Genomic DNA, 24,417 nt, shown 5'->3' with positions numbered 1-24,417 from the left:
CCGAAGCCCTGGTGCGCTGGATCGCCCCGGTGCTGTCCTTTACCGCCGACGAGCTGTGGCAGTATCTGCCGGGCGAGCGTAATGAGTCGGTGATGCTCAATGCCTGGTATCAGGGCCTCAGCGAGCTGCCGCAGGACTTCGAGTTGAGTCGCGAGTTCTGGGAGAGGGTCATGGCGGTCAAGGTCGCGGTGAACAAGGAAATGGAAAACCTTCGTGCCGCCAAGGCCATAGGCGGCAACCTGCAGGCAGAAGTGACCCTCTATGGCGAAGACAGTTTGATTGCCGACCTCAGCAAACTCGGCAACGAGTTGCGTTTCGTGTTGATCACTTCCACCGCCAGCCTGGCGCCGCTGGGCAGCGCGCCGAGCGATGCGGTGGCAACCGAAGTGCCGGGCCTTAAGCTGAAAGTAGTCAAGTCCGGCCATGCCAAGTGCGCGCGTTGCTGGCACCACCGTGAGGATGTCGGGGTAAACCCGGCGCACGCGGAAATTTGCGGTCGCTGCGTGGACAATATCGAAGGCGCGGGCGAGGTTCGTCACTATGCCTAAGGCCAGCCGTTTCGGGCGCTTGTCCTGGCTCTGGCTGAGCCTGCTGGTGTTTGTGCTCGATCAGGCCAGCAAGTTCTACTTCGACCATGCACTGACCATGTACCAGCAGATAGTAGTGATCCCCGATTACTTCAGCTGGACCCTGGCCTATAACACCGGCGCGGCATTTAGTTTTCTGGCCGACTCTGCGGGTTGGCAGCGTTGGTTCTTCGCGGCTATCGCCATAGCGGTCAGCGCGGTGCTGGTGATCTGGCTGAAGCGCCTCAAACCCGCGGAAACCTGGCTGGCCATGGCGCTGGCGTTGGTATTGGGCGGTGCACTGGGCAACTTGCTCGACCGTGTGCTGTTAGGCCATGTGATCGACTTTATCCTGCTGCACTGGCAGCACCGCTGGTATTTTCCCGCGTTCAATGTCGCCGATATGGCGATTACCCTCGGCGCCATCCTGCTGGCGCTGGATATGTTTAAAAGCGAAAAGTCCGGAGAACCCGCCCATGACTGACTCTCCCCTCCAAGAGCTGCGTATCGGCCCGGACAAGGAAGTCACCCTGCACTTCGCCCTCAAGCTGGACAACGGCGATGTGGTCGACAGCACCTTCGATAAGCAGCCGGCCACCTTCAAGGTCGGTGATGGCAACCTGCTGCCAGGTTTCGAACAGGCCATTTACGGGCTGAAGGCCGGTGATAAGCGCAGCCTGCCGATTGCTCCCGAACAAGGCTTTGGCCAAGGCAACCCGCAGAATATTCAGGTGATGCCACGCAGCCAGTTCCAGGATATGGAACTGGCTGAAGGCTTGCTGGTGATCTTCAATGACGCCGCCAATGCCGAGCTGCCGGGTGTGGTCAAAGCCTTTGATGACAACCTGGTGACGATCGACTTCAACCATCCGCTGGCCGGCAAGGCGCTGAGCTTCGATGTGGAAATTATCGAAGTCAAAGCGCTCTAGGATTTGTAGGAGCCAGCTTGCTGGCGATCCTGCCCGTGTCCTCAGGCTTATGGGGCCTTGATCCACCTGCGTTACACTGTCCACTCCCTGCTGTACGCACGTCGAGATAACCGCCATGCATATCAAACTCGCCAACCCTCGCGGCTTCTGCGCCGGCGTCGACCGCGCCATCGAGATAGTCAACCGCGCTTTGGAAGTCTTCGGCCCGCCCATCTATGTGCGGCATGAAGTGGTGCATAACAAATTTGTGGTCGAGGATCTGCGCTCCCGCGGCGCCGTGTTCGTCGAAGAGCTGGATCAGGTGCCGGATGACGTGATAGTCATCTTCAGCGCCCACGGCGTGTCCCAGGCAGTGCGTAGTGAGGCCGAACGGCGTGGTCTGAAAGTCTTCGACGCCACCTGTCCGCTGGTGACCAAGGTGCATATGGAAGTGGTGCGCTACAGCCGCGAAGGCCGTGAGTGCATCCTGATCGGCCACGCCGGCCACCCGGAAGTCGAAGGCACCATGGGCCAGTACGATGCCAGCAGTGGCGGGGCCATCTACCTGGTCGAAGACGAGAACGACGTCGAGCGTCTGCAGGTGCGCAATCCACAAGCCTTGGCCTTTGTTACCCAAACCACCCTGTCGATGGACGACACCAGCAAGGTCATCGACGCCCTGCGTGCCAAATTTCCAAGCATTGGCGGCCCACGCAAGGACGATATCTGCTACGCCACCCAGAACCGTCAGGACGCGGTCAAGCAGCTGGCCGCCGAGTGCGATGTGCTGCTGGTGGTCGGCAGCCCCAACAGCTCCAACTCCAACCGTCTGCGCGAATTGGCCGAACGCATGGGCACTCCCGCCTACCTGATCGACGGTGCCGAAGACCTTAAGCGTGAATGGTTTGAGGGTGTGGCGGGCATCGGCATTACCGCGGGAGCGTCAGCGCCTGAGGTGCTGGTGCAGGGTGTAATTGAACAGTTGCGGGAGTGGGGGGCTGGTGGCTCCGTTGAAGTCGAAGGCCGTCCGGAAAATGTCACCTTCTCCATGCCCAAAGAGCTGCGCGCCAAGCAGCTATAAGCGTGACTGCGTTCTGCCCGGGAGCTATTGCTAGCAAGGCCCCGGCTCACCCTTGGCCCGGCGTAGTCGGCCGCTGGCGCTCAATACCAAGCGCCTGATTGCCTGCTTGCCCGTTGCATGGCAGAGGGTCAGGGTGCCCGCCTGAAATCCACCGCCGATTAATTGGCTGCTGCCGGATGGCGTATAGCGGATATAGCGCCTCACCGGCGTATTCCCCTTGGCAATGATTCCTGTGGTGAGCGCTGCGGCTTGCAAGAGCGCCGGCTCGCCCTCATCGGGCTGGCCATTGCTGTTTAGGTCCACGAACACCCGCCAACCACTTTCCCAACTGCCATCGCCATTGTCGACCAGCACGGGCAGTCGCCGCTTGATCGACTCGCTGCGGGCCAAGGCCAGAGACGCAACCAGCGCATTGCTGGCGCTTATCAGTTGTTGGTTATGCATGAACTGCACTGTGCTGGGCACGGCTACGCTCAGCAGTAGGGCGGTAATGGCAACCGAGCTGAGCATTTCGACCAAGGTAAAGGCGCGACTGGAGTCGAGCGTGGGCATCCCTGCCTCCTATATTGAGTGTCGGCCCAGCTTCCTGCCGGGGGAGCGCCAATGGTCTTGGCTTGGCCGCCACTCATAGAACGCTGAACGGCGGCCTGTTGGCCGCATATAAAACCTAGCCATGCTTTAGCGTTTTGCAAGGTTATCCAGTGCTTCCCTGTCTGAGTTGCTCGGCGTGCGCCACTGGCGAATGCGAAACTGCCGTTTGTCCAGCTGCTAGGAGCGTGCTGCTTTGACTGGTGCCATGCTTCAGCCAGATCTAAGGGCCGCCGCTTCGCAATGGGCTAGAGCGGCTTAGACAGAACGCAGAAAACCGCTCAGAAGGTGATCAAGTGGCGCAAACAAGGCAGGACGGTTTTACGCTGATTGAGTTGATGATAGTGGTGGTTATTGTTGCCATCCTTGCAGCTATTGCACTGCCCAGTTACCGCAGTTACGTAGTGCGTTCCAACCGGGCAGGCGCTGAAGGGTTCATGCTTGAAGTGGCCAATAAGCAAGAGCGGTTTTTATTGGACAATCGTCAGTATGCAGCGCCGCTGTCTGCATTGGGGATGAGTACACCCGCAGAGGTTTCTAGCAACTATGCCGTTACTGTCACCTCCTCAACTGTGCCTGGCTATACCGTTACGGCTACCCCTATAGGTGCCCAATTGGCTGACGACACAGAGTGCGGCACCCTGACCTTGACTCAGTTGGGTGTCAAAACGGCATCTGGTGGTGGCGCAAGGTGCTGGCGCTAGCCAGAGGCAGTCGGAGATTGAGATGGCCAAAGAATTAAACGCGGATACCGGCTTTACCCTGGTTGAACTGCTCATAACTATAGTGATCGCTGCAATTTTGCTGGCCGTAGCTGTGCCCTCATTTCGTGACTACCAAGCGGGTCAACAGGTTCGTAGTGTGGCCGCAGACTTGGTTTCTGCGCTCAATTTCGCACGCAGCGAGGCTGTTAAAAGAATGGCTAATGTTTCAGTCACTCCTGCCGGCGGGGGATGGGTGAGTGGCTGGTCGGTCAAGTTGGGGGCGACGGAAATCAGGAACTACTCAGCGGCGCAGGGCGTAACGATTAGCGGGCCAGCTGCGGCACTGAGCTATAGCCGGGATGGGCGCACCACCGCAGCGGTGGAGTTTACTGTTACGCCAACTGGAAGTACTTCAGTGTCATCCCGCTGTGTAAGGGTTTCTATTAGTGGCAAGCCTACGACTAGCCTTGGGGAGTGCACCTGATGAAACTGAACAGCAGAACCTTAGGGTTTACGCTTATTGAAGTGTTAGTTGCCTTGGTCATTTTTTTGGTCAGTGCGTTAGGAATAGCTGGCTTGGTGGTGCGCACCGTGCAGCAAGAAACCGAGTCTTATCAGCGAGTGCAGGCTTTGATGCTGTTGCAGGACATGACCGACCGGGTCAACGCCAATCGTCAAGTTGCCTCTTGTTACTCTGCGGGTAGTACAGGTATCACCCTGGGAACCGGCTCGACCAGTATTGCCGCATGCGGAACCGGCACCGCTACTCAGCGAAGCCAGGCGGATAATGATTTGTTGGCATGGGATCTGTTGCTCAAAGGAGCTGCAGAAAAGAGTGGCAGCAACAATCTCGGTGCCATGATTGGGGCCCGGGGGTGTATCCGTCAGATCAATGCGGCAAATCGTATATACCGCATAACCGTGGCGTGGCAGGGCTTGGGTAATACTGTAGCGCCGAATGATACCTGCGGCGAGGATAGCTATGGGGATGAGGCGATGCGCAGGACGGTTAGCGCGGTGGTGCGCTTGGGGGCGCTATCATGAATAAGGCCGCGGCGGGCTCTATGCGAGAAGAGTGTGATTTGGCTGCTTCACTGTGCGGTGAAACACTCAGGGTTCCGGCTAGGCAGTCAGGCTTTGGTCTGGTCGAAATCATGGTCGCGTCGGCCATTGGTTTATTTATGTTGCTGGGTATTGTGACTCTGGTCATCTGGGTCAGTCAGGCGCGCGTTGAGTTGGATAAGACCTCCGAGCAAATCGAGAATGGCCGTTATGCTATTCAATTGTTGCGCGACGATATTCACATGGCAGGCTTTTATGGAGCGCCGCGGGTAGAGGCTGGCGTCTATACCATGCCCTTACCCTGCGCCGAGAGTTTGTCGGATCTCCAGTTTGGCTACATTTCCTCACAAAATCAGTTGCCTCTGCCTGTCTATGGCTATGTCGCGGGTAGCACACTACCTGGTACTTGCCTGTCCTCCGCGGTTACTGACAGTGAAGCGCTGATCGTCCGCCGGGTGGGCACCACGCCAGTGCTCGCCGCTTCCCTTAGTGGCGCAGGCCCGCATGTGCAGATTTCATCCTGCTCTAGCGATACGGAAATACTGAGGGTCGCGAGTACCAGTAGTGCGTTTACTACAGCACCTCTTTTGCGCCAGAAAGATTGCACAACTACCTCGACGTCGGTATGGCCTTATACCTCTCACACCTATTTTTTGAGCCAGAGCAGTGGTGTACCTACCTTGAATGTTGCTGAGCTGGTAAGCGGAAGCATACAAGTGGTCCCCCTGGTTGAAGGCATAGAGGATATGCACATCACCTATGGATTGGACTTTGACGATGATGGCGCGCCCGATTGTTTTGCGGCTGATCCGGGGGAGTCGACTGCGCCGAGCGGATGTCCAACCAGTTGGTCGGCGGTAGCGTTGGACAATTGGGCAAATGTCACCGCAGTAAGGCTCCACTTGTTGGCGCGAGGTATTGCGACTACGCCGGGCTGGGTCGATACCCGCACCTATGACCTCGGCCGTGCAACGCGCAGTGGTCCGTTTAATGATGCTTACAAACGACAGGCTTACTCCACTGTTGTGGCCTTGCCGAACGTAGGGGGAGTACGCGAATGAAAGCAGTAAAGCTCGGTAAGGCCGGCAGCGAGTGCGGGGCTGTCCTGGCAGTGATGCTGGTTATAATTGGTGTGCTGACGGTTATTGTGGCGACGTTGGTCACTACCAGTAATGTGAATTTCCGCCTTGCTGGTAATCAACAGTATCGCTATGAGGCAAGGCTTGCCGCGCAGCATGCCATCGAAGAATTTATCAGCAGTGCGGCGAACTTCACCTCTGCACCTCCAACGAGTTCGGCTGTCGGTCTGGATTTGGATGGGGATGGTACTAATGAATATACGGCCACAGCGGTGGCGTCTGTTTGTTTGAGTACTGTTCGAGTAAAACCGACTGAGCTCAATGTAGCCAATGCTGCAGATCGTGCCTGCATTAACAGTCAGCATTGGGATAACTGGATTGAGGGAGTTCTTCCCCCTGAGTCCAATTGCCAGAATATGGTGTGGGATGTGAGTTCGACGGTAAACGACGCCACTACAGGTGCGTTGGTGGAATTGCATCAGGGTATCGCGCAACGAGCGAAAATTGATGTTAGCTGCCCTTGAAGTGGGTGCGTTTAGCGACTTTAAGAATGGGTGCCAATATGCGTACTAATCGTAAAATATTCCTGGCGATGCTCCTGCTTGGGCACTCCATTATTGCCAGTGCTGAGGACATCGATGTCTATGGCGGTGTGAAGGCCGAGGGTGATAAGCCCAATCTGGTGATTTTGCTCGATAATGCGGGGGCCTGGAACGGCGCTACCAGCTTTTCATGTCCAGGCTTTTCGGTGCCTCTTATTAACCAAGATAAAGTAGTGGGCTTTGAACAGTGCGGTTTATATACCGCGGCCACGGCCATTGGAAATGCCGAGTCATTGCTGGGCAATATCAATATGGGCCTGATGTTTTTTGATGCGGCAACAGGTGGCTCCTTCAAGTTGCCTGCGGCTTCGCCCTATACCGTGCCTACTATGGATGCTGCAGGTATTACGGCATTCAAAGATGTTGTGGCCTCGATACACCGTACGGATGATGGTGTCAATAATTCGGCTGTAGGTGCCGGGATGCAGGAAGTCTGGGCCTACTATAAAGGTGCAACAGGCTTGTCGGGCACCAGTTATAGTGGCAACTCAGCCAGCGCTTGCCAGCGAAACTTTGCTCTTTATATTGCCAACGCCACCAATAACGGTAAACCTCAGGATACAGGGCAGACGGCAAGCGATGCGCTGCTGGCTGCGGGGGCTAATACGGCGCAGATGACCGAAATAAATATTCCCGATCCCTATGATAAGTACGAAGATAATTACGGGGATGAGTGGGCGCGCTTTATGTATCAGACGGACTTGAACAGTACCCTGACCGGCAGCCAAAATATCATTACCTATACCATTATTCTTACCGATGGTAGCAATCCCGAGTATGTTGAGTTTCTTAAGTCAATGGCCTCCTTTGGCGGTGGCGAGTATTTTCTGGTCACTCTCGGCGATTTGGATGCCTTGGTGCAGGCTCTATTGCAGATATTCAATTCGGTGCAGGGGGTTAACAGTGCGTTCGCTTCTTCCAGCTTGCCCGTTAGCGCCAATACCCAGGGGACCTTCCTCAATCAGGTGTTTATGGGGGTCTTTCGTCCGGACGAATCGGCGCTGCCGCGCTGGCAGGGCAACCTGAAACAATACAAATTCGGTCTTGTCGAAGGCATCCTGCGGCTTGTGGGGGCCAATAACGAGGATGTTATTTCCACCGCGGGAACCGGTTTTATTGACCCTAATGCCGTTAGCTTCTGGACCAGCAAAGATGAGACGGTTTTGCCTGATTCCACTGGCGGCTTCTGGCAACAGAAGCCGCAAGGCGCTTCCGCGGGGTTTGATTCTGCAGATGGCGAGGTGGTTGAAAAAGGAGGGGTACACCAGCAGATCCGGCTGGCCCATCTGAGCGACAGCTATTCAAGTACGCCAGACGCCGACTCTCGCAAGCTCTACACCTGCACGGGCAGTTGCGCGTCAGGCAGTACGCTTTCTTCGACCCTGTTTGCCAGCAGCAACACCGATATCACCGCGGCGCTCTTGGGTACTACCGCGCCTTCGGTCAATGTGAGCTCTATCAGCCGCAATGATAGTGACAATCTGGCAACTGTGACCTTGGCCACAGCCCCGGATCCGGCGTTGACTGCTGGGCAGTTGGTGACCATTTCTGGCGCGCAAAATACCGCCTTTAACGGCATTTTCAGTATTACGGTCGTAGATGGCACTCATTTCACCTTTCCGCTGCCTGCAACTGACCTGCTACCTATAACCCCAACCCCAACCCCGGCGACGGGCAGGTTCACCGTCTCTGAGCCGGGTGGCACGGTGTCGGTGTCGTCATTGACTCGTTCCGGAACCACGGTGACGGCAACTACCGCTGTGCCCCATGGGTTCGCCGTCGGTAGCACCGAGACTGTAACGATAACCGGGGCGGATGAGGGGGAGTACAACGCCACCAACGTGACGGCGAGCATTACCGGCAGCAATACTTTTACCTACCCATTGAATGGGGTGGAAAATCCGACTTCTCCAGGCGGTAGCGGTTCTGCGGCGGTGGGCGGTTCATCCTTTGATATTCCTGCATCTCAAATCGTCCGTACGGGCACCAACGTTACCGTTACCAATACGGCGACGGGTAATACACCGCCTAAGGGCTGGACCGCAGGTAATTCGGTCACCATCAGTGGCGCCATTCCTGCGGGGTATAATGGTATCTGGACTATTACCAATGTAGGCAATGGGTGTGCTGGCGGAACCAACAATAAAAGTTTCTGTTTCACCATTGCCGTGACGCCGGTGAGCCCGGCCACCGGTAGTGTCACCGCAGATTTTGGCGCGGTGGCGGAGATTCAGATTGCCAGTATTGAGCGCGGCCCAAGCAACTGCCCCACCAGTCCTTTGGCTACTGTCACTGTAACTACCGTGGGTGCCCATGGCTTTGCCAATGGCGCAGCGGTCAGTATCGCCGGGACCGATTTGGACGCCAGTGAAAGCGCCTATGCCACCAGTGCGACCATCACTACCACGGGCGACCCTATGGTGTTCACCTACCCGTTAGCGCTGTCGCCCGCCTGCACTGATACGACCTCCGGCATGAAGGCCAAGCCTACAGGGGGCGACAAGGATTCGTTGATCAGTTGGATTCGCGGAAAAGATAATGCGGCGGATGAGCCGAGTCCCGATACCACCTATACCGATATCAACATTCGGCCGTCCGTGCATGGTGACGTGCTGCACTCGCGCCCTGTTGCGGTTAACTACGGCGGTAGCATTGGTGTGGTGGTGTTCTACGGCTCGAACGATGGGGTGTTCCGGGCGATAAATGGCAATCAGGTCAATCCGACGGGTAGCACTTTGTCTGCTCCCGGTTCTGAGTTGTGGGGCTTTATCGCTCCGGAATTCTTCTCGCGGTTTTCTCGCCTTCGCGACAACAGTCCGCAGATCAAGTTGCAGTCCACGCCGACGGGTATCACTCCATCACCGCAGCCCAAGGAGTACTTCTTCGATGGCGCAACGGGTGTTTATCAGGATCCAAGCAGTGGCAAGGTCTATCTATATCTCTCGGCGCGCCGTGGCGGCCGGCTGATCTACGCGCTGGATGTGAGTAATCCTGCTGCACCGAAATTCCTGTGGAAGCATTCCAGTGCAGACACTAATTTCGGCGAGCTTGGGCAGACCTGGTCCGTGCCTAAGGTGATACGGGTCGCTGGGTATGCCGATCCGGTTGTAGTGTTTGGGGCCGGCTATGACCCCAACGAAGATGCGGAGCCTCCGCTGGCAGACAGCATGGGGCGCGGCATCTTTGCGCTCGATGCGTTTACTGGCGCTTTGGTGTGGCGCGCACAGTCTGGCGCTTCAGTATCTGCCGATCAGTGCACTGGCAATCCATGCACGCTCTCTGGCATGACCTACGCCATGCCTTCGGATGTAACGGCGCTTGACCGCGATCGTGATGGCTATGTTGATAGGCTCTATGCGCCAGATTTGGGCGGTAACATTTGGCGGGTCGATTTTGAGCCGCTAGCTGGCAATGCTCCCGCTAACTGGCAAGTGACTCGCTTCGCTGCGCTAGGTGGCGATGGCGCTACCAAGCGTAAGATTTTCTACCCTCCAGATGTGGTGCCAACCAATGACTTCGATGCGGTTTTGGTGGGTACCGGTGACCGTGAGCATCCGGTGATGGCCCAGGCTGCTGTAGGTATCAAAAACCGCTTCTATATGATCAAGGACACAGAGGTCGGTAAGGATGCCGGGAGCTGGACGGCGGTTGAGGATGACAGCAGTACCACTGCTTTTGCGGCGACTGATGATTTGTTTGATTCCACCTCAACCCTGTATGACGGATCGGTAAGTGGTTTTTATCTAAATCTGTTGGGTCTGGACAGCAGCAATCAGTCCCAGCCAGGGGAGAAGGTGGTAAATGCTCCCATTACGGTTGGTGGTATCACCTTCTTCGGCACCAATCAGCCACTGACGCCAGACTCCAATACGTGTCAGGCCGACCTAGGTGTGGCGCGCGGTTATGGTGTGGACTTCTATACGGGCGAAAGTTACTCCGTTATCTACGATGGCGGGGGCTTGCCGCCGTCTCCTGTAGTTGGGGTTGTCCTGTTGGATGATGGTACGCCGAAGCAGTTCTGCATTGGCTGTGCGCCGGAGCCTGACGATGAGGATGACGAAGGTGGCGGCTGTGCTAGAAGCTCTATTGGTGGCTGCGAGACTGCATCCTTGGTGAGCCCGACGCGCACGCGCTCGTACTGGTACGAAAAGTAGAGTTGTTCTGAGTCGGTAGTGCGTTAACTCCAGCAAAATGCTCGCCACGTGACAGGCAAGCATTCTGTAAGCGGTCCTTGTCTGTCTACACTGCAGCCGACGTGAGCGTGGTGAGTGATCGATTGATCTATTAAATGACCAATCAGGAATGCCTTGGGGTGAATGGAGGAATCGTATCGACGCTTGCCCCTCAGGCGAGCAGGCGTCAATACCGCGATGCTTTTTGCCTAGATCGGGTTCTGGATCATTTGATTATTACAATCTTGCCTAACTTTAGTTTGGAACATTCCCTTCCTCGGTTTTCCCTCCTTTTGCTCTGTTAAGGTGCAGGCCCGCCCTCGGCGGTCGTCTGCGGCTTCCTGATCAAAATTTTTAACTGTTCGCAGTTTTACTGTGGCTGGTGTCGCATTCAGCGAAAGCCTTTTGCTGGGGCAAGCATTTACTTGGTTAAGATTCGTTCGCTCGCCGCAAAGTGTGACAGGTGGTTTTTTTCATGGACGAGTGGTTTTGTTGGGGCTGGCGTTTTGTTCAGATTGCTGCCTCGGCATATGAGTTTTAGTCCATCGAGGCAGATTTCTATGTCGCAGAAAGGTTTTACTCTGATCGAGCTGATGGTCACGCTTGCGGTTATGGCCATTCTCCTTGGAATAGCTGCGCCGAGCTTCTCCCAGATGTTGCGTGACAATCGTGCGGCCTCTGAACTCAACGTCTTTGTCAGTATGTTCAATTTTGCCCGTAGTGAAGCGGCTAGTCGCGGCTTGCGCGTGCGCGTACAAGGCCCCCTGGCGGTAGACGACAGCTGGCAGGTGGTGCGTGTGACCTCTGGCGAAGTCTTGCGAGTATTTCCGGCGCTGAGTGCTTTTACGGTTGCCCCGGATGGCGAGAAAAATATGGTGTTCGATGCGCAGGGGCGACTCGAGGCCAATGCTGCCGTGGTCTTCTCCGTGCAGGCGAAAACTGATTATGCCAGTTGTGAGAAATACAACCGGGAAGTGACGGTCAATCTCGCCGGCACTGTGACGCTACGCCAGGAGGACTGCTGATGCTAGCTCGGTCCCAACGTGGCGTTTCTTTGATCGAGGTATTGGTCTCGGTCGTGCTGTTTTCCGGTGGCGTGTTGGGCATGGCGGCCATGCAGCTGAATGCGATGAAGTCTAACCAGACTTCATCGGTGCGCTCCCATGCGGTTTTTCTCGCCTATGAAATGGCCGATCGCATGCGCGCGGGGCGTGGTGATGCTCAGGCCGGCTTTTACGATTTAGCCATAGGCGCTTCATTGCCCTGCGTACCTTCGGCCACTGAGCTGGGCTGCTTGCCTTTTCAGCGCGATCAAGCCGAATGGCGCGCCAACCTGGCCAACCAGTTGCCTAATGGCACCGGCGGTGTAGTCCGTAATGGTCAGCGCTTCACCATCACAGTGCAGTGGACAGAGGAGCGGGTAGGCGGTAGCCCCACCCAGCAGTTCTCGTTCGTCACCCAGATTTGATGAGGTGTTTATGCACAGACAGCGCGGTATAAGTTTGATCGAGCTGATGATCGCCATGCTGATCGGTCTGGTTATCACCGGGGCGGTGATACAGGTCTTTCTCAGCAGCAAGGCCACCTTCAGCATGCAGGGCAATATGAGCCGACTGCAGGAAAATGGGCGCTTCGCCTTACAGTACCTGGCTGCGCAGGCGCGGCCGGCAGGTGTTGGCATGGGTATTCGCATGCCCGAAGAGCAGATTTGCATAGTGGCCAGCGCTGCTGATCCTGCGGACTGGGCGAGATTGAACCGGCCGGTCTGGGGCAAGCGTAGTACTGGCGCGGCAGGTGATCTGGGCTTGTCGGGTACTGATGAGGTGTATCTGTTCAGTAATGACGATTGCAACGCCTTCCTTACCGACACGGAAGTGCTCGAGCCCGGCAAGAATGCCAACGTCAAGGTGACTGCCTACTGTCCAAGCATGCGGCAGAATCAAGTGGTGATGATCGCGGATATGGAAAAGGCGGTATTGATCCGTATCACCAACTCGCCTGCGGCCAATGCGCCAAACCCAACGCTGGCTCATTCCGCTGGCACCAATAGCAAAACCGCCGAATGCGGTGGATTCAAGTTCTCCGATATCACATTCCAAAGCCCTGCGCGCGTTATAGGTTTCGAGCACAAGGCGTTCTATGTGGCAGCGACGGCTAGAAATGGCAGTAACGGCCAGCCTGTTCGCGCGCTGTTCGTGCGCGATACGGTGAGTGGTGTGGCCGAGGAAGTTGTCGAAGGGGTTGAGGCCATGCGCGTGCGTTACGGTGTGGCATTGGCGGGGCGTGATGCAGTTCAGCAGTATATGACCGCCGCTGAGGTGGAGGCCGCTAACCGCTGGGGCGATGTGCGCACCTTGGGCTTTGAGCTGTTGCTGGTTGCTGATGGTAAAACATCTGGCGCTGAAGCCCAGAGCCTGACCTTCGATGGCGCCGCGGTGGTGGCTGATGGTCGCTTGCGTCAGGTTTACCGCACCGTGGTTGCCTTGCGCAACCGTATCGAATGATGAGGCCCTTTATGCCGATAAAACAGCAGCGCGGCGTTGTGCTCCTGGTCTGCCTGGTGATGCTCCTATTGCTGACGATGATCGGCTTGGCGTCGATTTCTGGCAGTACCTTGCAAGAGCGTATGGTCGGCGGTACCCGCGACTACAACACGGCTTTTCAGGCCGCGGAAGCGGCGCTACGGGTGGGCGAAGCCCATGTGCGTGCGCAGGTTGAGGCCAATGCGGATCCGGCTAGTTTGTTCGCGGCCACGACCGATTGCCCGGTACTGACTGCGGCGCAATGGACAGTGCCTAGCAACCAACAGAGTACCCCGAGGCCGCCCACCTGTACGGTAAGCAACTTCTATGGCGCTGCCGGGAGTAGTGCGCCTTTTATCTGCGAAACAGACGGCTCTGTCGCCGAAGATCGAGCGTTTGACTGCCTGAGTCGAACCTTTTTGTTCAATGTCGAAGCCAGCGGTTTCGGCAGTGGTGAGGTGGAAGTTCGCCTGCGCTCCACGGTGGCGATAGCCATTCGTGGTCAGAACTGATCAGAGGGATGCTGAAATGAATATGTCGAAATGCTTATTCGCAGCGCGTGCGATGCTTGCCGGTTTGCTGACTGCAGTGATAAGCCCGAGTGCCATGGCGGCTTTCGCCCCCTCGCAGGTACCGCTGAGTATGGGAGGGCAGGTTGAGCCGAATATTATGTTTCTCCTCGACGATTCGGGCTCTATGCGCTGGGGGTTTATGCCCGATGAGTTGCGCCCTTCCTATATGGAGCCGAGTGACAACTGGTATAACTTGGCGGAATGTACAGGTCAGGGGACCTATGCCGGCGTCAATACTCATCTCTGCTCCAAAAGCACCCGCAATTATTTGACATCCAGTTATCTGAATAAAAGCTATTTTGATCCTGCGGCAACCTATCTGCCGCCGATCAAGAGCGATGGCCAGCGCTTTGCCAATTCCACATTTACCTCCGCTTGGATTGATGGCTATACGGGTGGTGATACCGTGGATTTGAGCAGCAACTATATGGCGATCATGGATAACTATTATGCGGCAGAGAGTACGGTATGCCTGGCGATAGATTGGTGGGGACGCTGCAGCAAATCGCGTACTTACCGAGGCTTTGCCGTTGGTGCCAGTACTGGTGGTGTAGCGGCCTTTTATCATGAGTTCAATAATGGGTCGGGTTGTGCCAGTAGTCCGCGTCTGGACAATTGCTATACCGAACATGCAGTTAGTGCTGCTCAGCAGCAGAATTTTGCCAACTGGTTTTCCTATTACCGGACCCGCATGATGGCGGCCAAGGCCGGGGTGAGCCAGGCTTTCTATGATCAGTCGGGCGACATCCGCGTTGGTTATGGCGCGATCAACTTGACTGGTAACACGGTGGACAATGTCGCTACCGATACCTTGGTGCGCGGTGTGCGGAATTTCGAGAACACCGGGCGTAGTGATTTTTATAATTGGCTGTTTGCCGCTCAAGCTAGCGGTTCAACTCCGTTGCGCCGCGCCCTTGGCTCGGCCGGCGAGTATTTCTCGCGTACCGATGCACGTGGTCCTTGGAGTTCGACACCGGGCGCTACAGGTGGTGAGGAGTACGCCTGCAGACAGGGCTATACCATTCTGACCACAGATGGCTATTGGAATGGCGATGCGGCAGGCAACGAAAATGCCCAGAAAAACGTCGACAATAGCAATGGCTCGACCATCAATGGCGCGGATGGCGAAACTTTCCGCTATATACCCAAGGCCCCTTTCAGCGACAGCCACACCAGTACCTTGGCCGATGTGGCTATGCACTACTGGAATCGCGATCTGCATCCGACTCTTGCTAATAGGGTATCGACTTCTCCTGCTGACCCGGCCTTTTGGCAGCATATGGTGACCTTTGGTGTTGGTCTTGGGGTTTCTGGCTCGGTCGATGCTAAAGATGCCTTTGCAGCGGTCAAAAGCGGCAGTTCGATTACCTGGCCGGATCCTACTAGCAGTGAGCCGGCCAAGATCGACGACCTGTTGCATGCTTCGGTCAACAGTCGCGGCGGCTTCTTTAATGCCCAAGATCCTCAAGCTTTTGCCAGAGCGCTAAGCGATACGCTCAGTTCGATTTCTTCGCGAGATGGCTCCAATACCGCGGCAGTGCCCAATGCGCGCCGGCTTGATAGTGAAACGCTGGTATATGAGGCCCTCTACAGCAGCACCGATTGGTCTGGCACGCTGCTGGCCAAGCGGCCCACCCAGACCAGCGCCGGTATCACCTTTAGCCAAGTATGGGATGCGGGCAGTCTGTTGAGCGCCAGTGGTCGTCGGCTGTTTTCCCACGCGGGGGCGAGCGGCACCAATAGCGGTGTGGCCTTGGCGTGGAGCGGCTTGTCCAGTGCTATGCGCAGTCATTTCGACAATAATCAGACCCTGTTCGACTACCTGATGGGAGCCAAGGCCAATGAGGCGCCAGCGGGTCTCAAGTACCGCGCGCGCACCACGCTGCTGGGCGATATCGTCAACTCGACCCTGGTGATTGCCAACAAGCAGAACTGGGGCTACGAAGGCCGCGTGCCTAAGCCCGGTTCTCAGACCTACAACGCGTTCGTGGCGAGCAAGGCGAGTCATGCTCCGACCTTGTTCGTTGGCGCCAATGACGGCTTCCTGCATGCCTTCAATGCCAATAATGGCCGAGAACTGTTTGCCTATATGCCCAACGCGGTGTTGCCAAATGTGAAGCAACTGGCAGCCAGCGATTACAGCCACCGGTATTTTGTCGACGGTAAACTGCAGGTGCGCGATGCAGTGCTCAATGGTCAATGGAGTTCGGTGCTGGTAGGAACGCTGGGGGCTGGCGGCAAGAGTGTCTTCGCCCTTGATGTGACCGACGCCAGTGCCACTGGCTTCAACGCCAGCAAGGTACTCTGGGAAATCAAGGACGATGCCGACCTGGGCTTTAACTACAGTGAGCCCCTGGTGGGGCGAATGAAGGATGGCAAGTGGGTAGCTATTTTTGGCAATGGCCATGGCAGCAGCAACGACGATTCGGTGCTGTTTATCGTTGATTTGGAGAGCGGTGAGGTCAACAAGGTGCGTGCCGGTACCGCGACTGGAGGCCTGTCGAGCCCGTCCTTTGTCTACGCCACCGACAGCTCGGGGCATATTTTCGTCGACGAAGTATTCGCCGGTGATCTAAGCGGCAATCTGTGGAAATTCAATTTGCAGGGCAGTGGTTCGGGGGGCGATGACTTCGAGGTCAGCCTGAAGTCCGGCAGCACTCCGAAGCCGCTGTATATAGCCAAAGATAGCGCCGGTAACCGTCAGCCGATCACGGTCAAGCCGGAGATCGCGGTGCATCCGAAAGATAGCACTTATGGCCATATGATTTTCTTCGGCACCGGGCGTATGTATAGCGTGGGTGACGTTAGTGATGTCAGCACTCAGACGCTTTACGGTATCTGGGATAAGAAAACCAGTGGCGGCTCGTCGATTGCTTTCACTGGTCGTACCGCGCTGGATGCGCGCTCCATTCTGTTCGAAGGCAGCGCCTTTGATCGTCAGGTACGAGTCCTTGATGCGCCCGTGGACGAGATTGACTGGGGCAGCAAGCGCGGCTGGCTTCTGGATCTGACCTCACCTGTGGCCGGGGCTCAGGGGGAACGCGTGATCTTCTCGCCGCGTATCCTGCTCAATCGTCTGGTGGTGCAGACTGCCATCCCAGCGAGCGATCCGTGCTTGGGTGGTGGTAGCGGTTGGACCTTGGTACTGGATATAGCTAGCGGTGGGCGCCTGAGCTATGTGCTGTTCGATATGAACAAGGATGGCAAGTTTGACGATAGCGATAGGGTGATGGTCGGTGGCGTGCCACTGGATATCTCCGGCATCGGCTCGACTGCAGGTATCCCCACTGGCGGTTATGACCTGTTGGACAAGAACAAATACTGGTTGTGCCGCGGCACCGGGGTGGATGACTGCATCCCCGCAGCCAATACGCTCAATATCATTGAAGGACGGCAGTCCTGGAACCAGTTGCAATAACCGCCCGCCGCGGATAAAGGCACTGCCATAGGCTTAGCCGTGACAGTGCCGAATAGGCTTAAGTTCGTTTGCTTATGGTCTTGCGCCGGCTCTCTGGTCGTTGGCTCAGTCCCTGCGTTGAGCGGTACGAGACTAGTCCGTGCTTCTAACTCCCTGAATTTCAATCTTTCGGATTAAGCAAAATGCGTCTAGAGCAAGGCTTTACCCTTATTGAGCTGATGGTGGTGGTGGCGATAGTGGGTATCTTGGCTGCCATCGCCTATCCCAGCTATATCGAGTACGTGAATCGCGGTAAGCGGGCTGAGGCCAAGGCTGCGCTAATGGAAGGCGCGCAGCTTCTTGAGCGTTATTTTGCCGTGCAGGGTACCTACCTCGATGCGGCTAATAACCTGGCGGCGGTATTTCCTACCGTGGTGGGCGATGCTGGTAGTGCTACCTACAATATCGCTGCCAGTGGCAATCCTACGGCCATCAGCTTCTTGCTTGAGGCAACGGGCGCCAACAGCATGGCAGCTGATGCCTGTGGCGATTTTCGTGTCAGCCACACAGGGGCACGCACGCTAGCCAATGCTACTCGCTCGGCGGACGAGTGCTGGTAGAGCCACTCTTGCGGGCGTATAACGGGCCGCTGCAGATTTTGTGATGCGGCCCGTTTGCTTTGGAGAGTCTATGCCGGTGTTGGTGGTTGGTGGTGGCGCCATAGGAATGCTCAGTGCTTACCTGTTGGCGGCCAGTGGTGCCCAGGTGTGTCTGCTGGATCAGAGTCAGTTAGGCCGGGAGTCCTCCTGGGCCGGCGGCGGTATCGTTTCCCCTCTCTACCCCTGGCGCTACGCTTCGGCGGTGACGGCCTTGGCGCATTGGTCGCAGGATTTTTATCCGCGCCTGGGTGAGCAGTTGTTGGCGCAGACCGGTGTCGATCCCGAGGTGTATGTCACCGGCCTGTATTGGTTGGATCTTGAGGATGAGGCGCAAGCTTTGGCTTGGGCCGTTCGAGAAAACCGCCCCTTACATCGGGTTGAAATGGCGGCCGTGCATCAGGCGGTGCCTGCACTGGCGGACGGCTTCAGCCATGCCATACAGATGGCGGATGTGGCCAACGTGCGTAATCCGCGTCTGGTCAAGGCACTGCGCGCGGCTTTATTGCAGATGCCCAATGTGACCTTGCATGAACAGTGCACAGTGACTGGTTTTATTCGTGACGGTGAGCGGATAACCGGCGTGCAGACCGCAAAGGGTGAGATGCATGCTGATCGAGTAGTGCTGGCGGCCGGCGCCTGGAGTGGCGAGCTGATCAAGACGCTCGGCATCAAGCTGCCGGTGGTGCCGGTCAAGGGCCAGATGATCCTCTACAAGTGCGCCGAGGATTTTCTCCCGGCTATGGTGCTGGCCAAGGGGCGCTATGCGATTCCGCGGCGCGATGGCCATATTCTGATCGGCAGCACACTCGAGCATGCCGGGTTCGATAAGACCCCGACTGAAGAGGCCTTGGCCAGCCTGAAGGCGTCCGCTGTCGAGTTGTTGCCGGCATTGGCCGCTGCCGAAGTGGTGGGGCATTGGGCGGGGTTGCGCCCGGGTTCGCCGGAAGGCATTCCCTTTATCGGGCCTGTGCCTGGACACGAAGGCCTGTGGTTGAACTGCGGGCATTACCGCAATGGGCTGGTGTTGGCGCCGGCATCCTGCCGGTTGCTGGGCGACTTGATGCTGGGGCGTGAGCCTATAATCGACCCGGCTCCTTATGCGCCCGCGGGGCGGCTGGGGCGCGAGCAACGCAGCAGCTGATCCGGCCCAGAGTCGTTCCGACTTCTTAGTCGATGCCCAGTTTCTTTAGCCGGTAGCGCATCGAGCGGAAACTCAGCCCCAGGCGTTGCGCGGCGGCGGTGCGGTTCCAGCGGGTTTCTTCGAGCGCCTGCATGATCAGCTTGCGTTCGATGCTTTCCAGATGATCTTCCAGGTTGTCGATCTGCGCCAGGCTGGTTTCGCCATTTTCGCCGGGGCTGCAGGTGTCGGCCAGGCGTAGGTCGCTGGCGCTGATACGGTCGTCCTCGCACAGGGTGTAGGCACGCTCGAGCATGTTCTCCAGTTCGCGGACGTTGCCGGGGAAGCGATAACTCTTGAGCTTCTCCAGGGCGTCGGCGGCGAGCGTGGCGGCGCTTAGTCCTGTGCCTTCGGCCAGGCGTTTGAGCATGTTGTCGGCCAGCAGGCTGATGTCGTCACGGCGCTCGCGCAGGGCCGGCACATGTAGTTCGATCACATTGAGGCGGTAGTAGAGATCCTGGCGGAAGCGTTCGGCGGCGACCTCGCCGGCCAGGTCCTTGTGGGTGGCGCAGAGGATGCGCACATCGACCACCACTTCCTGCTGCCCGCCCACGGCGCGCACGGCTTTTTCCTGAATCGCCCGCAGCAGTTTGACCTGCATCGGCAGCGGCAAGTCTGCTACTTCGTCGAGGAACAGGGTGCCGCCGTTGGCCGCCTGGAACAGCCCCTGTTTGTCTTCGATGGCGCCGGTAAAGCTGCCTTTCTTGTGGCCGAAGAATTCACTTTCCATCAGTTCGCTGGGAATCGCCCCGCAGTTGACCGGGACGAAGGGCTGTTCGCCGCGCGGGCCTTGCTCGTGAATCAGCCGGGCGACCAGCTCTTTACCGCTACCGGATTCGCCGCTGATATAGACCGGGGCCTGGCTGCGCGCCAACTTGAGGATTTGCTTGCGTAGCGCCTTCATCGGCGGCGACTCACCGAGCAGGCGGCTGTCGACCGGCAACGCTTCGCCTTCGCCGCTGCCCAGGCGCAGAGCTGTGGTGACCAGCTCGCCCAGGCGGCCGAGGACCACCGTTTAGGTCAGGAAGTCGAACGCCCCGGCCTTGAGCGCATTGATCGCGGTATCCAGGCTGCCGTAGGCGGTGATCATCGCCACGGGTACGTGCGGGTGGCGTTGCAGTATATGTTGCACCAACTCCAGGCCCGTGCCGTCGGGCAGGCGCATATCGGTCAGGCACAGGTCGAAGGGTTCCTTGGCCAGCCACTCGCGGGCTTCCTTGACGTTGCGCGCGCTGCGGGTGTCGAGCTTCATCCGGCCCAGGGTGATTTCCAGGAGTTCACGGATATCCGGTTCGTCGTCGACTATCAGGGCTCTCTGGCGGGTCATGGTCAGCTCAGTTTACGCGGGTGGGCGAAGGTGATGCGCAGGCAGCTGCCGCCACCTTCACGCAGTTTATAGTCAAGATGGGCCTGATTGCTTTCGCACAGTTCACGGGAAATATACAGACCCAGGCCGGTGCCTTTGTTTTCCGTGGTGTAGAAGGGCTCGAACAGGTGGTGCAGCTGCTCTTCGGCGACCCCGGGGCCGTCGTCCAGCACTTCCAGCACCGGCAGCTCGCTCTCGGGGTCACGGAACAGCTTCAACCAGACCTGGCCTTGTGGATTCTTCTGCGCACTGTAACGCAGGCCGTTCTCCACTAGGTTGCTGAGCACCTGGTTGAGCTGGTGCGGGTCCATGCGCGTCTGAATACTGCCGTTCGAGGTCTGCAGGTGCAGGGTCTGCCCGGCTTTGGCGCTGCTGCGGAACTCGCTGGCGAAGCGGTGCAGCCAGTATTTCAGGTCCAGCAGCTGCGGCTCGGCCTGGCGTCGGCGTGACAGCTGCAGCACGTTCTCGATTACCAGATTCATACGCCGCGAATGGTCCTGGATGATCTGCGCCAGGCGTTGGTCGGGGCCGTGCAGTTCTTCCGACTCTTGCAGCAGTTGTGCGGCGTGACTGATGGCGCCCAGGGGGTTGCGGATTTCGTGGGCGATGCCAGCGGTCAGTCGGCCGAGGGAGGCCAGCTTGAGTTGTTGGGCCTGCTGGGCGATCTGCGAAATATCATCGAGAAAAACCAGGGTGTGGCGGTGTTCGCCGCGCTGCAGGGCAATAAAGCTGGGCTGCAAGACGCGGCCGTCGGGTGCGCCTTGCAGGCTGCTGGGGCGCAGGCTGGGGTTGTGCTGCCACTGCTGCATGCGCTTGATCAGCTCCGGGCAGTGCGGGTCGAGCAGCTTGCCGGTCAGCTCGGCATGGCCGAGCAGGTGGTTGGCGCCCTGGTTGGCCAGCAGCACCCGGTGTAGCTCGTCCAGCACCAGAATGCCGGTGCGCATGCGCTGCAGAATCAGGGCGTTCAAGGCCTCCAGGTTGGCCACGTCGGCCGCCCGTTGTTCGGCCAGGCTCTCGCTGACTTGTAGGCGCCGGGTCAGGCCTTGCACGAATACCGCGGCGGCAAAGCACAGCGCACCGAGGGCGCCGACCTGTACATACTGGGCGGCGGCGGCCGGCCGGTCGAGGCTGAGGTAGAAGGTCAGGAAGATCATGCCGATCGCCGCCATCGCGGCTATCAGCAGGCCGATACGCCCGTGCAGGAGGATATTGGCGATGGCCACTGCCACAATCAGCAGGTTGCCGATGCCGCTGGGGGCGCCGCCCGCCGCATAGAACAGACCGGAGAGCAGGGTCACGTCGACCAAGGCCAGGCCGAACACCTGGGCCAGGTGCTTGGGCCGGCGCATCAGGGCGATGGTTAGCAGGTTCAGGGCCAGATACAGCCAGCTGCCGTTGTTGAACAGCTCGGGGTTGGCCAGTTGCAGCAGTTCGCTGTCCAGGCCGCTGAAGACCAGCAGCACCAAGGCGATACCGATAGCCAAGCGGTAGAGGTGATAAAGCTGCAGAATCCGCCGGCCTTGTTCCCCGCTCAGTGGGAGGGCATTAACGCTCACCGGATTTGCGGCCTTGTTCAAGGTGGGCCTGGCTGCAGTACCAGTGTTGGTCCAGGGACAGGGCGTGGACGCGTGGGATATGCACGCCGCACTGCTCGCAGCGCACTATGGGTTGTGCGCTTTCGTCCGGGGCTTGCGGTCGGCGCGGGGCGGGGCGGGTAAAGCGTCGCCATAGCCAAAAGGCAGCGGCGATGATGGCGATCCAGAACAGCAAGCGGAACAAGCCCATGGTGCTCTCTTAGTGAAAGTAGAGGGTCAGTTTAGCGAACCCGGCAGTGCCAGCACAGCAGCGAAACATCATGCGGCGCGTTGTTTCCATTGCTAGCGATGCGGGACAATGGCGGCCATAGTGTGACGCTGCCCCGAGTGGTTGTCGCAGCTCGAATTTCTTGGATGGAGGCGGCCATGAGCCAAACCCTGCGGGTCGTGATGGCCCAGTTGAATCTGCGTGTAGGCGATGTGCACGGCAACGTCGAGCGCATCATCGAATCGGCCTGCAGTGCCCGTGATCAGTGGCAGGCGGATGTGATCGTGTTTCCCGAGCTGACCCTGTGCGGTTATCCACCCGAGGATCTGCTGCTGCGCTCCAGCATGCAGCTGCGTATCGAGCAGGCTTTGCAGCGGCTGCAGGACGAAGTGCAGGGCATCTACCTGGTAGTTGGCTACCCCTGGCTGGAGGACGGGCTGCGCTATAACGCCTGTGCGGTGATCGCCGATGGCCAGTTGTTGGCGCGCTACTACAAGCAGAAGCTGCCGAATTACCGGGTGTTCGACGAGAAGCGCTATTTCGAGCCCGGCAATCAGCCCTGTGTACTGGATATCAAGGGCGTGTCCGTGGCTCTGAGCATTTGCGAGGACATCTGGTTTGCCGAACCCATGGCTCAGGCGCGTGCGGCCGGGGCGCAGCTGATGCTGAGCCTGAACGCCTCGCCTTTCCACCTGGAAAAGCAGCGTGAGCGTGAAGAGGTACTGGCCGAGCGCGCGCGCGAAGGGGTCATGCCGATCATCTATGTCAATCAGGTGGGCGGCCAGGATGAGCTGGTGTTCGATGGCGGCAGCTGCGTGCTGGATGCCGGGGGGCAGCTGACCCAGCGCGTGGTGGCCTTTACCGAGGGGCTGTATCCGGTCGATCTGCTGCTCGAGGATGAGCGGGTCAGGCCGCGGGCGGCCAGTTGCGCGCCGCTGCCGGAACTCGAGGCCAGTGTCTATCAGGCGCTGGTAATGGGGGTGCGCGACTATGTGCAGAAGAATGGCTTCAAGGGCGTGCTGTTGGGCTTGTCCGGCGGTATCGACTCGGCCCTGACCCTGGCGGTGGCCAGCGATGCGCTGGGGGCCGAGCGGGTCGAGGCGGTGATGATGCCCTACCACTACACCGCGCAGATCAGTCTGGAAGACGCCGAAGCCGAAGCCAATGCGCTGGGCGTGACCTATAGGGTCTTGCCCATCGCGCCCATGGTCGAGGCCTTTATGGACACGCTGGCGCCGGTGTTTGCCGGCATGGGTCGCGACACCACCGAGGAAAACCTGCAGGCGCGTTGCCGCGGCACGCTGCTGATGGCGATTTCCAACAAGAAGGGCTATCTGGTGCTGACCACCGGCAACAAGAGCGAAATGGCCGTGGGTTATGCCACCCTCTACGGCGACATGGCCGGCGGCTTCGACGTGCTCAAGGATGTGCCCAAGACCCTGGTGTTCCGTCTCTGCGAGTACCGCAACCGCCTGGGCGCGGTGATTCCGCAGCGGGTCATCGACCGTCCGCCGTCGGCCGAGTTGGCCCCGGATCAGAAGGACGAGGACTCGCTGCCGCCTTATCCGGTGCTCGATGAAATCCTCAAGCTGTATATCGAGTACGACCTGTCGGCCAATGCGATCATCGCCGAGGGCTTCGATGAGGATACGGTCAAGCGCGTGCTGCGCCTGGTCGACCTTAGCGAGTACAAGCGCCGTCAGGCGGCGGTGGGCGTGCGGGTGACGCAGCGCGGGTTCGGCCGTGATCGCCGCTACCCAATCACCTCGGGTTGGCGGGTTGGCGATTGAGGCATTGCCGGGTCACCACATAAGGAAAAGCCCCGAATCTTCCGAGGCGTTTGCTTAATCTGTTGATGAATTGGGCCAAAGCCCCGTACAGCAAGGCCCGCCAAGCAATAAGCCCCTGGAAGATATTTGCCCAGGGGCTTTTCGTTTCAGAGGTCAGAGATAGAGCTGTTCGACAAGCTGCCTTCAACAGATTTACTGAACGGCTCGCGAATCTTCGGGGCTTTTTATTGGCTATGTCCCAATTATGTGTTGCATGGTTCGCCCCATCGCTTCCTGGATGCAGTAATCCGGCTGAATACGCTGTTGGTAACGTTCAAGCATGCGCCGCCAGCCCAGATAATTCGGCAGGTAGCGGGTGGCGACACCATG

The 24,417-nt window shown here is 58.1% G+C and carries 21 protein-coding genes and 2 pseudogenes; 18 read left to right on the top strand and 5 right to left on the bottom strand.

The features are described from left to right. The 4 genes from Q8Q83_RS00715 to ispH all read left to right on the top strand — a co-directional run. A partial coding sequence (locus Q8Q83_RS00715) for a class I tRNA ligase family protein (protein WP_305620244.1) occupies nucleotides 1-548 on the top strand: 548 nt, incomplete at its 5' end. Beyond that, complete coding sequence (gene lspA, locus Q8Q83_RS00710; RefSeq protein ID WP_305620242.1) at nucleotides 541-1,050, top strand: signal peptidase II; 510 nt, start codon at nucleotides 541-543, stop codon at nucleotides 1,048-1,050. The genes Q8Q83_RS00715 and lspA, both read left to right, overlap by 8 nt. Next, a complete protein-coding gene (locus Q8Q83_RS00705; protein WP_305620241.1) occupies nucleotides 1,043-1,495 on the top strand; it encodes a peptidylprolyl isomerase in 453 nt (150 codons plus the stop codon). The genes lspA and Q8Q83_RS00705 overlap by 8 nt, the downstream gene beginning before the upstream one ends. 115 nt (nucleotides 1,496-1,610) lie before the next feature. Further along, nucleotides 1,611-2,555, top strand: coding sequence for a 4-hydroxy-3-methylbut-2-enyl diphosphate reductase (gene ispH / locus Q8Q83_RS00700; protein WP_305620240.1), 945 nt, complete (start codon nucleotides 1,611-1,613; stop codon nucleotides 2,553-2,555). A gap of 30 nt (nucleotides 2,556-2,585) precedes the next feature. Here the strand turns inward: ispH and Q8Q83_RS00695 are convergent, their stop codons facing one another. Beyond that, a complete protein-coding gene (locus tag Q8Q83_RS00695) occupies nucleotides 2,586-3,107 on the bottom strand; it encodes a GspH/FimT family pseudopilin (RefSeq protein WP_305620238.1) in 522 nt (173 codons plus the stop codon). A gap of 332 nt (nucleotides 3,108-3,439) precedes the next feature. Here Q8Q83_RS00695 and Q8Q83_RS00690 point away from each other — a divergent pair, with 332 nt between their 5' ends. The 13 genes from Q8Q83_RS00690 to thiO all read left to right on the top strand — a co-directional run bounded on the left by Q8Q83_RS00690 (nucleotide 3,440) and on the right by thiO (nucleotide 19,053). Continuing rightward, the gene (locus tag Q8Q83_RS00690) at nucleotides 3,440-3,847 is read left to right on the top strand and encodes a type IV pilin protein (RefSeq protein ID WP_305620236.1); all 408 of its coding nucleotides are present in this window, start codon (nucleotides 3,440-3,442) and stop codon (nucleotides 3,845-3,847) included. Between the two features lie 22 nt (nucleotides 3,848-3,869). Further along, nucleotides 3,870-4,331, top strand: coding sequence for a GspH/FimT family pseudopilin (locus Q8Q83_RS00685; RefSeq protein WP_305620234.1), 462 nt, complete (start codon nucleotides 3,870-3,872; stop codon nucleotides 4,329-4,331). Continuing rightward, complete coding sequence (pilV, locus tag Q8Q83_RS00680) at nucleotides 4,331-4,891, top strand: type IV pilus modification protein PilV (RefSeq protein WP_305620232.1); 561 nt, start codon at nucleotides 4,331-4,333, stop codon at nucleotides 4,889-4,891. Before Q8Q83_RS00685 ends, pilV (Q8Q83_RS00680) begins: the two co-directional genes overlap by 1 nt. Further along, nucleotides 4,888-5,970: a PilW family protein gene (locus tag Q8Q83_RS00675; protein WP_305620231.1), complete on the top strand. Its 1,083-nt coding sequence runs from the start codon at nucleotides 4,888-4,890 to the stop codon at nucleotides 5,968-5,970. Before pilV (Q8Q83_RS00680) ends, Q8Q83_RS00675 begins: the two co-directional genes overlap by 4 nt. Further along, on the top strand, nucleotides 5,967-6,512 hold the full coding sequence (locus tag Q8Q83_RS00670; protein ID WP_305620229.1) for a pilus assembly PilX N-terminal domain-containing protein: 546 nt from the start codon (nucleotides 5,967-5,969) through the stop codon (nucleotides 6,510-6,512). The genes Q8Q83_RS00675 and Q8Q83_RS00670 overlap by 4 nt, the downstream gene beginning before the upstream one ends. Nucleotides 6,513-6,550: 38 nt before the next feature. Continuing rightward, nucleotides 6,551-10,744: a PilC/PilY family type IV pilus protein gene (locus Q8Q83_RS00665; protein WP_305620228.1), complete on the top strand. Its 4,194-nt coding sequence runs from the start codon at nucleotides 6,551-6,553 to the stop codon at nucleotides 10,742-10,744. Nucleotides 10,745-11,322: 578 nt separating this feature from the next. Then, nucleotides 11,323-11,787: a GspH/FimT family pseudopilin gene (locus tag Q8Q83_RS00660; protein ID WP_305620226.1), complete on the top strand. Its 465-nt coding sequence runs from the start codon at nucleotides 11,323-11,325 to the stop codon at nucleotides 11,785-11,787. Further along, nucleotides 11,787-12,230 carry a type IV pilus modification protein PilV gene (pilV, locus tag Q8Q83_RS00655; protein WP_305620224.1) on the top strand — a complete coding sequence of 148 codons (444 nt, stop codon included), beginning with the start codon at nucleotides 11,787-11,789 and terminating at the stop codon, nucleotides 12,228-12,230. Before Q8Q83_RS00660 ends, pilV (Q8Q83_RS00655) begins: the two co-directional genes overlap by 1 nt. A 10-nt stretch (nucleotides 12,231-12,240) precedes the next feature. After that, nucleotides 12,241-13,266, top strand: a complete 1,026-nt coding sequence (locus Q8Q83_RS00650; protein WP_305620222.1) for a PilW family protein — start codon at nucleotides 12,241-12,243, stop codon at nucleotides 13,264-13,266. A gap of 11 nt (nucleotides 13,267-13,277) precedes the next feature. Then, on the top strand, nucleotides 13,278-13,796 hold the full coding sequence (locus Q8Q83_RS00645; protein ID WP_305620220.1) for a PilX N-terminal domain-containing pilus assembly protein: 519 nt from the start codon (nucleotides 13,278-13,280) through the stop codon (nucleotides 13,794-13,796). A gap of 16 nt (nucleotides 13,797-13,812) precedes the next feature. Continuing rightward, nucleotides 13,813-17,274, top strand: coding sequence for a pilus assembly protein (locus Q8Q83_RS00640; RefSeq protein WP_305620219.1), 3,462 nt, complete (start codon nucleotides 13,813-13,815; stop codon nucleotides 17,272-17,274). 182 nt (nucleotides 17,275-17,456) lie between these two features. Then, complete coding sequence (locus tag Q8Q83_RS00635; protein WP_305620217.1) at nucleotides 17,457-17,873, top strand: type IV pilin protein; 417 nt, start codon at nucleotides 17,457-17,459, stop codon at nucleotides 17,871-17,873. Between the two features lie 70 nt (nucleotides 17,874-17,943). After that, complete coding sequence (thiO, locus tag Q8Q83_RS00630) at nucleotides 17,944-19,053, top strand: glycine oxidase ThiO (protein WP_305620216.1); 1,110 nt, start codon at nucleotides 17,944-17,946, stop codon at nucleotides 19,051-19,053. A 25-nt stretch (nucleotides 19,054-19,078) separates the two neighbouring features. On the opposite strand, the pseudogene Q8Q83_RS00625 reads toward thiO, so the two are convergent. The 3 genes and pseudogenes from Q8Q83_RS00625 to Q8Q83_RS00615 form a co-directional block, all read right to left on the bottom strand. After that, nucleotides 19,079-20,416 (bottom strand): annotated as a pseudogene (locus Q8Q83_RS00625) (sigma-54-dependent transcriptional regulator). A gap of 2 nt (nucleotides 20,417-20,418) precedes the next feature. Further along, complete coding sequence (locus tag Q8Q83_RS00620) at nucleotides 20,419-22,011, bottom strand: PAS domain-containing sensor histidine kinase (RefSeq protein WP_305620215.1); 1,593 nt, start codon at nucleotides 22,009-22,011, stop codon at nucleotides 20,419-20,421. Next, entirely contained in the window at nucleotides 22,001-22,240 is a 240-nt protein-coding gene (locus Q8Q83_RS00615) for a PP0621 family protein (RefSeq protein WP_305620213.1), read from the bottom strand. Before Q8Q83_RS00615 ends, Q8Q83_RS00620 begins: the two co-directional genes overlap by 11 nt. A 176-nt stretch (nucleotides 22,241-22,416) precedes the next feature. Here Q8Q83_RS00615 and Q8Q83_RS00610 point away from each other — a divergent pair, with 176 nt between their 5' ends. After that, complete coding sequence (locus tag Q8Q83_RS00610; protein WP_305620211.1) at nucleotides 22,417-24,048, top strand: NAD+ synthase; 1,632 nt, start codon at nucleotides 22,417-22,419, stop codon at nucleotides 24,046-24,048. A 231-nt stretch (nucleotides 24,049-24,279) separates the two neighbouring features. On the opposite strand, the pseudogene Q8Q83_RS00605 reads toward Q8Q83_RS00610, so the two are convergent. Further along, nucleotides 24,280-24,417 (bottom strand): annotated as a pseudogene (locus Q8Q83_RS00605) (IS1595 family transposase); the annotation flags it as partial.

The organism is Pseudomonas sp., from assembly GCF_030696055.1.
Taxonomy (GTDB): Bacteria; Pseudomonadota; Gammaproteobacteria; order Pseudomonadales; family Pseudomonadaceae; genus Aquipseudomonas.
Note: the sequence above shows the minus strand (reverse complement) of the source record. Positions and strands in the feature narration are given on the sequence as shown.